Annotated in this window: 12 protein-coding genes; 4 read left to right on the top strand and 8 right to left on the bottom strand. The window is 73.2% G+C overall.

Features of this window, described 5'->3' with window-relative positions; translation table 11 throughout:
- Positions 1 to 41 precede the first annotated feature (41 nt).
- Positions 42 to 1,238 (top strand): glycosyltransferase family protein, encoded by a 1,197-nt coding sequence (locus tag Pdca_RS00685; RefSeq protein ID WP_232021349.1) that lies wholly within the window; start codon positions 42 to 44, stop codon positions 1,236 to 1,238.
- Here the strand turns inward: Pdca_RS00685 and Pdca_RS00680 are convergent.
- Positions 1,199 to 1,792: an acyltransferase gene (locus tag Pdca_RS00680; RefSeq protein WP_085916309.1), complete on the bottom strand. Its 594-nt coding sequence runs from the start codon at positions 1,790 to 1,792 to the stop codon at positions 1,199 to 1,201. The genes Pdca_RS00685 and Pdca_RS00680 overlap by 40 nt on opposite strands.
- Positions 1,785 to 3,074 (bottom strand): nucleotide sugar dehydrogenase, encoded by a 1,290-nt coding sequence (locus Pdca_RS00675; RefSeq protein WP_085916308.1) that lies wholly within the window; start codon positions 3,072 to 3,074, stop codon positions 1,785 to 1,787. The genes Pdca_RS00680 and Pdca_RS00675 overlap by 8 nt, the downstream gene beginning before the upstream one ends.
- 272 nt (positions 3,075 to 3,346) lie before the next feature.
- Between Pdca_RS00675 and Pdca_RS00670 the strand changes: the two genes are divergently transcribed.
- Together Pdca_RS00670 and Pdca_RS00665 are read left to right on the top strand one after the other, a co-directional pair.
- Complete coding sequence (locus Pdca_RS00670; protein WP_125911183.1) at positions 3,347 to 5,404, top strand: DUF6541 family protein; 2,058 nt, start codon at positions 3,347 to 3,349, stop codon at positions 5,402 to 5,404.
- Between the two features lie 94 nt (positions 5,405 to 5,498).
- The gene (locus tag Pdca_RS00665) at positions 5,499 to 6,446 is read left to right on the top strand and encodes an NAD-dependent epimerase/dehydratase family protein (RefSeq protein WP_085916306.1); all 948 of its coding nucleotides are present in this window, start codon (positions 5,499 to 5,501) and stop codon (positions 6,444 to 6,446) included.
- 22 nt (positions 6,447 to 6,468) lie between these two features.
- On the opposite strand, the gene Pdca_RS00660 is transcribed toward Pdca_RS00665, so the two are convergent.
- The 3 genes from Pdca_RS00660 to Pdca_RS00650 all read right to left on the bottom strand — a co-directional run bounded on the left by Pdca_RS00660 (position 6,469) and on the right by Pdca_RS00650 (position 9,291).
- Positions 6,469 to 7,554 carry a decaprenyl-phosphate phosphoribosyltransferase gene (locus tag Pdca_RS00660; RefSeq protein ID WP_085916305.1) on the bottom strand — a complete coding sequence of 362 codons (1,086 nt, stop codon included), beginning with the start codon at positions 7,552 to 7,554 and terminating at the stop codon, positions 6,469 to 6,471.
- A gap of 4 nt (positions 7,555 to 7,558) precedes the next feature.
- Positions 7,559 to 8,164, bottom strand: coding sequence for a phosphatase PAP2 family protein (locus Pdca_RS00655; protein WP_085916304.1), 606 nt, complete (start codon positions 8,162 to 8,164; stop codon positions 7,559 to 7,561).
- A gap of 287 nt (positions 8,165 to 8,451) precedes the next feature.
- A complete protein-coding gene (locus Pdca_RS00650) occupies positions 8,452 to 9,291 on the bottom strand; it encodes an HAD family hydrolase (RefSeq protein ID WP_085916303.1) in 840 nt (279 codons plus the stop codon).
- Between the two features lie 205 nt (positions 9,292 to 9,496).
- Here Pdca_RS00650 and Pdca_RS00645 point away from each other — a divergent pair, with 205 nt between their 5' ends.
- Complete coding sequence (locus tag Pdca_RS00645) at positions 9,497 to 10,609, top strand: glycosyltransferase (RefSeq protein WP_085916302.1); 1,113 nt, start codon at positions 9,497 to 9,499, stop codon at positions 10,607 to 10,609.
- Between the two features lie 34 nt (positions 10,610 to 10,643).
- On the opposite strand, the gene Pdca_RS00640 is transcribed toward Pdca_RS00645, so the two are convergent.
- From Pdca_RS00640 to Pdca_RS00630, 3 genes are all read right to left on the bottom strand, one after another.
- On the bottom strand, positions 10,644 to 11,096 hold the full coding sequence (locus tag Pdca_RS00640; protein ID WP_085916301.1) for a DUF350 domain-containing protein: 453 nt from the start codon (positions 11,094 to 11,096) through the stop codon (positions 10,644 to 10,646).
- Positions 11,097 to 11,174: 78 nt separating this feature from the next.
- Complete coding sequence (locus Pdca_RS00635; RefSeq protein ID WP_085916300.1) at positions 11,175 to 12,338, bottom strand: glutathionylspermidine synthase family protein; 1,164 nt, start codon at positions 12,336 to 12,338, stop codon at positions 11,175 to 11,177.
- Between the two features lie 3 nt (positions 12,339 to 12,341).
- Positions 12,342 to 12,974: a hypothetical protein gene (locus Pdca_RS00630; RefSeq protein ID WP_232021348.1), complete on the bottom strand. Its 633-nt coding sequence runs from the start codon at positions 12,972 to 12,974 to the stop codon at positions 12,342 to 12,344.
- Between the last annotated feature and the right edge of the window lie 132 nt (positions 12,975 to 13,106).

Genomic DNA, 13,106 nt, shown 5'->3' with positions numbered 1-13,106 from the left:
GCGCGATCGTAGAGACAGGCAGGTCCCTAGACTCCGGCGCCATGGTCGACGGCGCGCCTCGGCGGCGGATCCTCTGCATCTCGTTCTCCGACATCACCGCCGACGCGCGGGTGCTGCGTCAGCTCGATGTCCTCGCCGAGCTCGGCGAGGTGACGACCGTCGGCTACGGCGACCGACCGGATGCGGCCACCGAGCACCTCGCGATCGATCCGGCGCTGCCGTCGCTGCCACAGACGGCGGCCGGGGTGCTGCTGCTCGCGGCCCGCCGGTTCGACCGGGTCGAGTTCGAGGGACCGGCCGTGCAGGCGGCGCTGAGCATGCTCGGCGGGAGGCGGTTCGACGTCGTCGTCGCCAACGAGGCCCGCGCGATGGCACTCGCCCACCGGGTCGCCGACGGGTCGCCGGTGCTCGCCGACCTGCACGAATGGGCTCCTGAGGAGCGCGCGCACGTGACGTCGTGGCGGCTGCTGGTCCGGCCGTTCATGTTCCACCAGTGCGCGAAGTACCTGCCGCTGATGTCGGCGGTGACGGTGGTCAACGGCTCGATCGGCGAGATGTACCGGGAACGGTTCGGTGTCCGCTGCCGGGTGGTCCGCAACGCCGGCCCCCAGCACGAACTCGAACCGCAGCCGTTGCTGGACGGCCGGATCCGGCTGGTGCACAGCGGCGGCGCGATCCCCGGCCGGAACCTGGAGGCACTGATCGAGGCGGTCCGCGGTCTCGGAGCGGGCCACACGCTCGACCTGTACCTCGTGCCCAGCCGCGACGGCGGCCGTTACCTCGGGAAGCTGCGCGAGCTGATCGGCGGCGACCCCAGGATCACGCTGCACGACCCGGTCCGGCCGCAGGAGCTCGCCCCGACCCTCAACGCCTACGACGTCGGGGTGTTCAGCCTGCCGCCGCTCACCCCGAACCACCGGCTGATGCTGCCGAACAAGATCTTCGACTTCGTCCAGGCACGTCTTGCCGTGGTGTTCAACTCGGCCCCGGAGACCGACCGGCTCATCACCGGTCACGGCTTCGGCACGATCGCCCCCGACCACACGGCGGCCGCGATGCGCGACACCCTCGCCGCGCTCACCCCCGAGCAGGTCGCCGGATACAAACAGGCCGCGCACCGCGCCGCGGCGGTGCTCAACTCCACCGAGGACGCCGCGGTCACCCGCGCCGCCGTCACCGAATTGCTCGGGGACGGCGCTCAGCCGGTCTCGCGGAGCGAGCCGCCGTCCTCGGTGTAGACCGCACCCGACGACGGGCAGCGCCACTGCCCGTCCTGCTCCACCAGTGGGACGCCCGCCCGGCCGACCCAGCCGACCCGGCGGGCCGGGACACCCACCATCAGGGCGTGTTCGGGCACGTCCCGGGTGACGACGGCACCGGCAGCCACGGTCGCCCAGGCTCCGATCCTGACCGGGGCGACACACACGGCGCGGGCACCGATCGAGGCTCCCTCGCCGATCGTGACTCCTACGGAATCCCAGTCGGACGCGCTCTTCTGCGTCCCGTCCGGATTGACCGCCCGGGGGAAGGTGTCGTTGGTGAGTACCACCGCTGGTCCGATGAAGACACCGGCGGCGAGCTCGGCCGGCTCGTAGACGAGCGCATGGTTCTGGATCTTCGAGTTCTCCCCGACCCGCACCCCCGTACCGATGTACGCCCCGCGGCCGACGATCGAGTTCGCGCCGAGTTCGACGTCCTCACGGACCTGGGCGAGGTGCCAGACCTTGACGCCGTCACCGAGCCGGGCGGAGCCGGCCACGTCGGCGCCGGGGGCGACGTAGGGCTCAGGCACGGCCGATCACCCGGTAGGTCACGCCCGGCCAGCGGTCCGCCGAGCTGATCCGCCTGCCGTCGACGAGCACCCGTAGGCCCGGCAGCCGATCCGGCCCCAGCTCGGCGTACCCGGCGTGGTCGGCCTGGATCACGGCGGCGTCGACCGGTTCGTCCAGGTGGTACGGGTCGAGCCCGAGTGCCGCCAGCTCGTCGTCGGAGTACAGCGGATCGTGCACCTGCGGCACCGCTCCCCGGTCGCGGAGTGCGGCGACCGTCGGGAAGACCCCGGAGAACGCCGTCTCCTTGACCCCACCCCGGTAGGCCGCGCCCAGCACCGCCACCCGGGCACCGGTCAGGTCACCGAAGGCGCCCTCCAGCAGTCCCACGGTGTAGGCGGGCATCGACGCGTTCGCCTCGCGCGCGGCGCGCACGACCGTCGCGTCCGGGTCGTTCCACAGGTAGAGCCGCGGGTAGACCGGGATGCAGTGCCCGCCGACGGCGATGCCCGGCTGGTGGATGTGGCTGTAGGGCTGCGAGTTCGCCGCTTCGATGACCCGCTGCACGTCGATACCGGCCGCCCCGGCGAACCGTGCGAACTGGTTGGCGAGGCCGATGTTCACGTCCCGGTAGGTGGTCTCGGCCAGCTTCGCCAGCTCGGACGCCTCGGCCGAGCCGAGGTCCCACACGCCGTTCGGCCGCGGGAGATCGGTGCGCCCGTCGAAGTCGAGTACCGCCGCGTAGAACGCGACCGCGCGCTCCGCACCCGCCGGGGAGAGGCCGCCGACCAGCTTCGGGTACTTGCGCAGGTCTGCGAACACGCGCCCGGTCAGCACGCGTTCCGGGGAGAAGACGACGTGGAAGTCGATCCCCTCCGCCAGCCCGGAGCCCTTCTCCAGCATCGGCTTCCACCGGTCGCGGGTCGTCCCGACCGGGAGCGTCGTCTCGTAGGAGACCAGAGTGCCGGGGGTCAGATGAGCCGCGAGCTCCTCGGTCGCCGCGTCCAGCGAACGGAAGTCGGGGCGTGCGTCGTCGTCGACGAACAGCGGCACGACGAGCACGACGGCGTCGGCCGTCGGGACGGCGTCGGCGTAGTCGGTCGTGGCCCGCAACGCACCGGCCGGCACGAACTCGGCGAGCGCGTCGGCGAGGCCTGCCTCGCCGGGGAACGGCTCGATGGCCTCGTTGACCAGCCGGACGACGTCCGGGGCGATGTCGACCCCGACGACGGTGTGGCCCTTCGACGCGAACTGGGCGGCCAGCGGAAGGCCGATCTTGCCCAGTCCGATGACTGCGATCTGCACGGGACAGGTCCTCCGGAAGCGCTGCGGACGTCGGCGGCGAGCCTACGGGCGGCGCCGGGCGGCGCCACCGACGGTGTGGCGGCGGGAAGCCGGCCCCGGCCGGGCGCTACCGTTCCGCGTTCGCTCCAGGCGACTCAGCACGTCTCCGTGCACCTGCACCGCCCCACCCGATCGGGTAACCGACCCCGCCTCCGTATGCTCCGCCGGGTGCATTGCCCGCGCATCGACGACCGGGGCGTGCCCGCCCGCAAGTCCGCGCGAGGGACACGCCCATGACCTGGGCTGCAGCCGTCCCCGCCGCTCTGGTCACCGCTGTCTGGTGTGTGCTCCCGGGAATGCTCGTGGCTCGAGCTGCGGGATGGCGGGGGATCGCCTGCTGGGGCTCGGCTCCGCTGATCTCGATCGCCCTGATCGCGACGACCGCGATCGGAGCCGGACGCATCGGCGTCCCCTGGGGGCCGTGGCCGGTCGTCGTCACCTCCGTCGCCGTTGCCGCCGCGGTGCTCGCCGTACGCGCCGCCGCCCGGATCTCGGCCCGGCGCCGGTCGGCTTCGCCGGAGTCGGTCGACGCCTCGCCGCCCGCAGCGGGGACCGGTTCACGGTGGGCGTTCCTGCACCGGTCCGGACCGGACGGCGGCCATGCCGGGCTCGCGCTGGCCGTCGGGATGGGCGTCACCATCGCGATCAGCTGGCTGACCGTGGTGCTGGCCTTCGGACCGGTCGATGCGATCTCTCCGACCTACGACGCGGTCCACCATTACAACGCCGTCGCCCGGATCCTGGACAGCGGTGACGGTTCGTCGCTCACCGTCGGCGAGCTGACGACCCCGGGGCAGCCGAGCGTCTACCCCGCGGCATGGCACGACCTCGTCGCGCTGGTCGTGCTCACCTCGGCGGCCGCGATCCCGGTGGCGTCCAACCTGGTCGCGCTGGCAGTCGCTGCCCTCGTCTGGCCGCTGTCGTGTGTGCTGCTGCTCCGACAGCTCGTCGGCCGCCGACCCGGCGCCTTCCTCGCCGGTCCGATCCTCGCCACCGCGTTCACCGCGATGCCGTGGATGGTGATGACCTGGGGAGTCCTGTGGCCGAACCTGCTGGGACTGGCCCTCGTCCCTGCGGGACTCGCCGCGGCCGTCACCGTCATCGGACTGACCAGGGACAGCACGATCGGCCGGCCCGCTGCGACGGTGCTCGGGGTCGTCGCTGCACCTGCCATCGCCCTCGCCCATCCGAATGCGGTCACCAGTCTGCTCGTCATCGGGTTGTCGCCGGTGGTGTGCGCTGCCGTGGTCTCCGCGGTCCGCCTGTTCCGCGAGCGGCGGCCCCTTCGTGCGGCGGCCGCGCTGATCGCCGCAGGCGCCGTGGCAATGGCCGTGCTGTGGTTCCTCGCCTGGTCACCGTTCCTCGCCGGTGTCCGTTCCTTCGACTGGCCGGCGACCATGGGCGCTCGCGAAGCCGTTCTCGGCGTGCTGTGGAACGCGATGAACCAGCGCCCGGAGCTCTTCATCGTCTCCGTTCTCGTCATCGTCGGTGCGGTGTTCGCCCTCCGGAGCCCGCTCACCGGCTGGTTGGTGCCCGCTCACGCCACCACCGGCTTCCTCTACGTGCTGGCGGTGTCCCGGGAGGGCGCGTTGACCACCGCGCTGACCGGCGCCTGGTACAACGACTCCTACCGGATCGCCGCGATGCTCCCGATCACCGGTGTTCCGCTGGCGACCATCGGCGTGCTCGGGATCGCCGGTCTGCTCGTGCGAGCAGCACTGCGGCTCCGGAGGGTCGATCCGACCGCGGAGCGGCGCCGGATGCTGGCGCTACCGGTGACGGCGGCCGTGATCGCCGCTCTGGTCCTGGCTTCCGACGGATTTCGGATCGGCGTCCACGCCTACACGGTTGCGGGCACCTACCAGCGGGAGGCGACATGGATGCTGCAACCCGGACAGCGCGAGTTCCTCGATGCGGCCGGGCAGCTCGTGCCACCGGACGGGCTGGTCGCGGCGAACCCGTGGACCGGGAACGCATTGCTGTACGCACTCACCGGCCGTGAGGTGATGTTCCCGCACATGTCCGGCCGTTGGACCCCGGACCAGCAGGTCGTCAAGGAACATCTGCGAGACGCCGGGGAAGACCGCTCGGTGTGCGAAGCAGTGCGCTCCACCGGCCTCACGCATGTGATCGACGGCCCGGTGTCGTACTGGCCGTGGGACGAGCGCGCACACGCGTTCCCCGGGCTCACCGAACTCGGACAGACACCCGGTTTCGAACCCGTCGCCTCCGGCGGAGGCAGCACCCTCTACCGGGTCACCGCCTGCGACCCCGGCCCACCGCCCGGGTGATCACCCCCGCCGGTCGGCGCCGCGGTCAGCAGATAGCGTGTCGCCGTCGACGATCCCGGGCGACCGAGTCGTCATCGCCCGGCCCGGAGGAAACATGCGCGCGCTCGTGACCGGCGGAGCCGGCTTCATCGGTTCCACCCTGGTCGACGCCCTGGTCGCCCGCGGCGACGAGATCCTCGTGGTCGACGACCTGTCGGCCGGCAAGCGAGAGAACGTGCCCGCGGGGGTCGAGCTGGTCGAGCTCGACATCCGGGACGCCGGTGCACTGGCCGGGCTCGCCGGCCGGTTCCGGCCGGACGCGGTGTATCACCTGGCCGCGCAGATCGACGTCCGCACCTCGATGGCCGATCCGCTGCACGACGCCTCGGTGAACGTCGTCGGGACGCTCTCGGTGCTGCAGGCCGCGCAGGCGTCCGGAGCGGGTGCGGTCGTGGTGTGCTCCACCGGCGGCGCGATCTACGGCGACGGCGCCCCGCTCCCGACCACCGAGAGCGAGCCGGCCGATCCGGAGTCGCCGTACGGGCTGAGCAAGCTGGCCGCCGAGCGCTACACCCGGTTCTTCGTCCGGGCACACGGGCTGCCCGCGCTGGTGCTGCGCTTCGCGAACGTCTACGGCCCGCGTCAGCACCCGGCGGGCGGCGCCGGCGTCGTCTCGCTGTTCTGTGACCGGGCGCGGACCGGCGGACGGCCGACGGTGTTCGGCGACGGCGGCCAGACCCGCGACTTCCTCTTCGTCGGCGACATCGCCCGTGCCGCACTCGCCGCCGCCGACCGGCTCGCCGCCGGGGAGCTCGCGGGCGAGGTGTTCAACGTCGGCACCGGCACCGAATCCACGATCACCGAGCTGGCCGCGACGATCGGCCGGGTCGCCGGCCTCGACCAGGCGGCCTTCGCCCCCGAGTTCGAACCGGCCCGGCCGGGCGAGCTGCGGCGCAGCTGCCTGGACCCGTCCCGCGGCCTCGCCGCGCTGGGGCTCCCGGAGCCGACCACCCTCGCCGAGGGCCTGGCCGCGACCTGGGCCTGGCACACCGCGCGCAGCTGACCGCCCTGCCGCGGGTGCCACCTCAGCTGTAGACGGCCAGCGTCAGCATCGCGAGCCAGGCCACCGCGAGCACCTGAAGCACCCGGTCGCCGAGCGCGATCTCCTCCGGCTCGCCGCCGGTGCCCCGGTCGACGTCCACCGAGTAGCGCAGCACCGCGATCACGAACGGCACGATCGAGAGCACCGACCACACCGTGTTGTGGTGGGTCTCGCGGATCTCGAACGCCCACAGGCTGTAGGTCATGATCATGACGGTCGCCGACAGCGACCAGGTGTAGCGCAGGTAGGACGACGTGTAGCTCTCCAGCGACTTGCGGATCTTCGCGCCGGTCTGCGCCGCGAGCGTCATCTCCGCGTAGCGCTTGCCCGCGACCATGAACAGCGAGCCGAACCCGGCCACCAGCAGGAACCACTGCGACAGCGGGATCGCGGTCGCGACACCACCGGCGATGGCGCGCATCAGGAAGCCGGACGCCACGATGCAGATGTCGATCACGGGCTGGTGCTTGAGCCACAGGCAGTACGAGAGCTGCACGGCGACGTACACCGCGAGCACCACGATCAGCTGCCAGGTGACCAGCACCGCCAGCCCGATCGACACCACGAACAGCACGCCCGCCGCGACGTAGGCCAGCGGCAGCGGCACGATGCCGGCCGCGATCGGGCGCCGCCGCTTGGTCGGGTGCGCCCGGTCGGCCTCGACGTCGAGCGCGTCGTTCACCAGGTAGACGCCGGACGAGGCCAGCGAGAACGCGACGAACGCGACCAGGCAGTCGATCAGGACCGACGTGTCGAACAGGCCGCCGCCGACGAACGGTGCCGCGAGCACCAGGACGTTCTTCACCCACTGCCGCGGGCGCATCGTCCTGACCAGTCCGCGGGCGACCATCGTGGGGGTCCGCTCGGACGGGTCCAGCGGGACGTGCGGCGGCGGTGCACCGCCCACGGCGTCGGCCGCGTGGCCCTCGGGGGCGCCCGCGTCGTCCGGGGCGTCCGGCTCCACCGGTGTCGTCGGGTCGGCGACCTCGGCGACGGCGGCCTTCGAGTCCGCCGGGGCGTCCCGGTCGTCGCCGGCGCTCTCGACGCGGGTGCGGTCGGTGCTGGTCATGCGCTCACCCTCCGGAGGTGGGGTTGCGACGTGCGGCGCTGCGCCGGATGACGGGGCGCGCGCCGGTGGCCACGGCCGCGCCGAGCGCGGTGCCGGTGGCGACGTCGGTCGGGTAGTGCACGCCGAGGACCAGGCGGGAGAGCGCCATCAGTCCGACGGTCGCCGCCGCAGCGGCCCGCGACCGGCCGCCGAGCAGGCCGCCGTAGAGCACCGCGGCCGCGGTCGTGGAGGTGGCGTGCGATGACGGGAAGCTGAGCCGGCTCGGGGTGCCGACCAGCACCCGGACCGACGGGTGGTCCGGGCGGCGGCGACGCACCACGCGCTTGACGCCGATCGAGGCGCCGTGCGCGAACGCGACGGCGGCCGCAGAGCCGAGCCACTCGCGCCGGCGCGGGCGATCGAGCACGGCGCCGGTGACGCCGATGGCGAGCCAGCCCGCGGCGTGCTCACCGAACAACGACATCCCCCGCGCGACGCGGACCGACGGCCCGTTCGCGAGAGCGCGCTGCACCCTCGCGAGGACGGCGGTCTCCCCGCTCGCGGGCGCGGCCGGGGCAGGGCTCGCGTCGGACGTCGGATGTGGACCGGGGCGGTCCAGGGTGTCGGCCACGGGGTGGGGCCCTCCAGGCGTGCCGCTGGCACCCGGCTCGACCCGGGCTATGACAGCAGGTGATGGTACGCCGGGGCGGCCCGGCGACGGGCCCCGGGGCGGGCCGTCGGGGCCCGTGTGAGGCCCCGGTGAACACCCGGCCACCACCACATGACCCGCTGAGGTGCACGACGCAACGCCGTCACCGGTCCGGTGCGCCGGCAGCCGGTTTCCCGCGGGCCGCGCCGCCGTGTCCGGGCCCGCCGCACCCGCGCGCGGCCCGTTCGCCGCGCGCGGATCGACGCCGGTCAGAACCAGCGTTCGAGGACCTCGGCGATGCCGTCGCGCGAGTTCGGCGCCGTCACCTCGTCGGCCAGCCCCACCAGATCCGGATGCGCGTTGCCCATCGCGACACCGATCCCCGCCCAGCGCAGCATCTCCCGGTCGTTGGGCATGTCGCCGAACGCGATCGTCTCCGCGGCGGTGACACCGAGCCGGGCCGCCACGTCGGCCAGCCCGGTCGCCTTGGTGACGCCCGGCGCGGACGCCTCCAGCAGCCCCGACGGGTGCGAGAACGTCAGATCCGCGATCCCCCCGATCTCGGGTTCGAGGGTCGTCATCATCTGCTCGCTGGTGAGCTCCGGGGCGCGGATCAGCAGCTTCGTGACCGGTCGCGCGAGCAGCTCGTCCGGGCTGACCGGACCGCCGTCGTGGTCCCCCCAGGCGTGCACGTAGCCGGGCCCGGTGAGGAACTCGTCGACGGTGCCGAGCTCGACCCGGCTGGTGGCGGAGTTGCCGACCCGCTCGACGCCCAGCCCACAGCCGGGGAACAGCTTCCCGGCCAGCGCTGCGAGCCGGCGCACCGCATCCGGCTCCAGGGTGCGTGCGCCGAGCAGGACGTCGTCGACGGCGTCGTAGAGCACGGCGCCGTTCGCGCAGACGCACAGCCGGACCATCCCGGGCGGCAGCTTCGCCACCACCGGTGGGATCCAGCGCGGCGGACGCCCGGTGACGAGCACGAAGCCGGTCCCCGCATCGACCAGTCGGGAGAGCACGGCGGCGGTGCGCGGGGAGACGTCGTCGCGGTCGTCGAGCAGGGTGCCGTCGACGTCTGTCGCGACCAGCCGGGGAGGTTTGTCGGCGATCACGGCTCGAGCGTACGGAACCCGGCCCACCGGCCGGACCCGGTCGCGACCCGCCGTGGCGGTTTGCCGACGATCACAGCCCGGGCGCACGGAACCCGGCCCACCGGCCGGACCCGGTCGCGACCCGTCCTGGCGGTTTGCCGACGATCACGGATCGGGCGGACCGGACGAGGCCCGCCGCGGGCTCCGAAGTGGTTACCCTCGGAGGGTGCGCGTACTGGTTGTCGCGGCCCCCCTGTCGGGGCACCTGACGCCGCTGCTGCCGTTCGCGCACGCACTCTGGGACTCCGGCCACGAGGTGCTGGTCGCCTGCGGCGGGGAGGCACTCCCGATCGGCGGCACCGGCCCGCTGCCGTTCATCGACGTCGCCCGGAATCTGCGGATCGGCAGGCTCGCCGCCCGTTCGCTGGTCGCGCACCCGGTCACCGCGCGGGCCGAGCTCGCCGGGCGGGGTGGCGACGCGGGCGTCCGTTCCCTGTTCGGCCCGGTCAACGAGGAGCTCACCGACGCGCTGGTGACGGTCGCCGAGCAGTGGCGGCCGGACATCGTGCTCCACGAGCCGCTGGCCGCTGCCGGCGCGCTCGCCGCCGCCCGGCACGACGTGCCCGCCGTGCTGCACGAGAACGGGCTGCTCGACGGTCTCGCGACGACCCGGGTCCTGCTCGACTCCCGTCCGCTGCAGCGGGCCAGGGCCCGGCACGGCGTGCGCGTCGTGCCGCCACCGGCGATGGTCCTGACGATCACCCCGCAGAGCCTGGCCGGGGCCCGCGACGCGCTCGCGGTGCGGCCCGGCCGGGCCGGCGGGGGTGGGCCGCTGCCGGCGTGGCTGAAGGCACCGTCGGTGCGGCCGCGGGTGCTGGTGCTGCGCGGCGGCGGGCCGATGCGGGGTGACCTGCAGGCGTCCGCGCTGCGGGTCGTCGCGGCCGCCGAGGGTCTGGACTGCGAGCTCGTGCTGGTCCGCCCGCCGGCGCGGCTGGCCCGCCGGGCCGGGCCGGGGGTCCGCTCGGTCGGCCGGGTCGCGCACGCGGAGCTGCTGCCGGCGTGCGCGGCGGTGCTGCACGGCGGCAGCGCCGGACACGTCCTCGCAGCGCTGGCGGCGGGCGTCCCGCAGCTGGTCCTGCCGGGGCCGGGTGACCGGCGGTACAACGCCGAGCTGGTCGACGCCCGCGGGGCGGGGATCGGCGGAGCCGTCACCGAGGACGCGCTGCGCCGCCTGGTGCACGACGGCGAGATCGCCGCGGCCGCGCGGGAGGTACGCGGCGAGATCGCCGCGATGCCGTCGCCGCAGGCGCGCGTGGACATCGTCGCCGCGCTGGCGTGAGCGGCCCGCGCCGCGCGGATTCGGGCCCGGAGACCTAGAAGACCGCCACCGCCACGATCAGCCCCAGCGCGACGTGCGCGGCCGCGACGACCTTCGCCGCGGCGCGCGGCTCCTCGGACTGGATGATCTCGCCGATGTCGATCCCGGTCACCCACTCCAGCAGCCGGACGGCGCCGACCTGGGCGATGATCCCGATCAGGCCGAACACCAGCGACGAGATGACGCCCTGCAACAGCGACCCGTAGGCCGAGTAGATCGCCAGCACGATGATGAACGCCATCGAGATCATCCCGGCGGCGGTGATCAGGACCGCGTTCGGCAGCCCGGCCCGCACCATCTGCGGCAGCTTGCCCGGGGTCGTGAGGTCGATCGCCCAGAAACCGATGAGCATCATCAGGGTGCCGATCACGGCGTAGAGCAGGATCGCGCCGATGCCACGGCCGAGGAAGCCCCAGTAGGTGGCGTCGAGCGCCTGGGCGAGGATCACGGTGGTACCTCCGGAGGGGAGCGGAAGGGTCGGGAGGGAGGAGATCGGGAGCAGGATCAGGACGGGATCAGGACGGGATCAGGACGGAATACGGTGCGGCACGAACGCCGCGCCGTCGTCGGTGATCAGGCCGGCGGTCTCGCGGATGCCGAGGCCGGCGGCGGTGTCACCGACCAGCCACGCACCGAGTACCGGCCGGAAGCCGTCGAACTCGGGCAACGGGTCGAACATCTGGTAGACGAAGCCCTCGTCGCCGTAGACGCCGCCGGTGGCGGTCTCGTAGCCGGGCGCGACGATCTGGATGTTCGCGCCCTCCCGTCCGAGCAGCGGCTTGCGCACGTACTCGGTGAGGATGCCGGGATTGCCCAGTGACGCGGGGAGCAGGTTCGGGTGCCCGGGGTACATCTCCCAGAGCACGGCGAGCAGTGCCTTGTTCGACAGCAGCGACTTCCACAGCGGCTCCAGCCAGAGCGTCTCCGGCAGGCTGCGGGTGACGTGCTTGCCGAACTCGTCGGACAGCACCCACTCCCAGGGGTAGAGCTTGAACACCGACGACATCGGGACCTCCTCGAGGTCCACGAACCGGTCCAGCGCGGAGTCCCAGCCGATGTCCTCGATGGACAGTCCGACGGTGTCGATGCCCGCCTCGGCAGCGGTCTCCTGCAGGTAGCCGACGGTGATGTGGTCCTCGCCGGTGGACTCGGCCCCCGACCAGGTGAAGTGCACCTCCGCCGAGGGCAGTCCGGCCTTGATCTCGGCCCAGCGCTCGACCAGCTTCTCGTGCAGCGAGTTCCACTGGTCGTCGCCGGGGTGGGTGTCCTGCAGCCAGTACCACTGCGGGATCGACGCCTCCAGCAGCGACGTCGGGGTGTCCGCGTTGTACTCGAGCAGCTTCGCCGGGCCGGAGCCGTCGTAGCGCAGGTCGAACCGGCCGTAGAGGTACGGATCGGAGCGCCGCCAGGAGTCGGTGACCGCCTGCCAGCTCCACTCGGGCAGCGCGAAGTCGGCGAACCGTTCGGTGGTCACCACGTGATCGACGGCGGACAGGCACATCGAGTGCAGGACCTCGACGTCGGCCTCCAGGGAGAGGATCTCGTCCATCTCGAAGGTGTAGTGGACCGACTCGTCCCAGTACGGGCGCTCGCCGCCGGAGCCGTCCCGGCCGGGCGATCCGAAGACCATGCCCTGATCGGCGACGATGCGCTGCCAGTCCGGGCGGGGGGTGCTGCGTTCGCGTCGCACGCCTCAGCTCCCGCTGGAGGTGCCGGAGCCGCCCGAGGACGTGCTCGACCCACCGACGCCGAGCCCGCCGCGGGAGATCGTGCTGCCGGTCGTGCCGCTGCGCACGGTGGTGCCGCGCGACGGCGGCGGGTTGACCGTGCCGCCGGTCGCGACCTGGCCGACGCTGCCGGTGCCGCCGTAGTTGTAGTGGTACTGGCGGCCGCCGCCGCCCAGGAAGATCGGCACGAAGGCGAACCCGCCACCGGTGTTGACCTGACCGTTCTGCGAGGTGCCCGCGCAGTTCTCGTCCGGGACGACCACCTGGTTCTCGTCGACGCAGCGCGCCTCGACGGTCTCGGTGCCGCCACCCGACGCCGCGTACACGGCGGCGATCAGCGCGACCACGCCGACCGTCGCGCCGGTGCCGATCAGCACCCGCTTCGTGGTCTTCGACCGGGCCTCGCGGCGGAGCACCTCCTCGCGGTCGGCGCGCAGCTTCTGCTCGCGGGCCCGCTTCTCGGCGAGCGTGGGCTCGCGCGGAGCGGTGCTGCCGTCCTGGTGCCGGATCCGGCCCCGCTGTCCTGCCGTCTCGCCCGGTTGCGGGAACGCACCGGACTCCGGCCGGTCCTCCCCACCCGAGTGCCGTCCGTCGGTCATCGCTGCCCACCCATCGCCGCATCCCCCTCCGCCACCCTAACGGTCCATCCGGGCGTCCGTCCGCGGACCGGCGACGATCTGGATCACCTGTCCGCGGCGACCGGCCCTCCCCCGCAGGACGAGCGGCCGCCG

The organism is Pseudonocardia autotrophica (assembly GCF_003945385.1).
GTDB classification, from domain to species: Bacteria; Actinomycetota; Actinomycetes; order Mycobacteriales; family Pseudonocardiaceae; genus Pseudonocardia; species Pseudonocardia autotrophica.
This window is presented reverse-complemented; position numbering and strand designations above follow the sequence as displayed.

Coding starts and splice junctions, on each gene's coding strand:
- Pdca_RS00685 (WP_232021349.1), top strand. CDS start 42: ATGGTCGACGGCGCGCCTCGGCGGCGGATCCTCTGCATCTCGTTCTCC.
- Pdca_RS00670 (WP_125911183.1), top strand. CDS start 3,347: ATGACCTGGGCTGCAGCCGTCCCCGCCGCTCTGGTCACCGCTGTCTGG.
- Pdca_RS00665 (WP_085916306.1), top strand. CDS start 5,499: ATGCGCGCGCTCGTGACCGGCGGAGCCGGCTTCATCGGTTCCACCCTG.
- Pdca_RS00660 (WP_085916305.1), bottom strand. CDS start 7,554: ATGACCAGCACCGACCGCACCCGCGTCGAGAGCGCCGGCGACGACCGG.
- Pdca_RS00630 (WP_232021348.1), bottom strand. CDS start 12,974: ATGACCGACGGACGGCACTCGGGTGGGGAGGACCGGCCGGAGTCCGGT.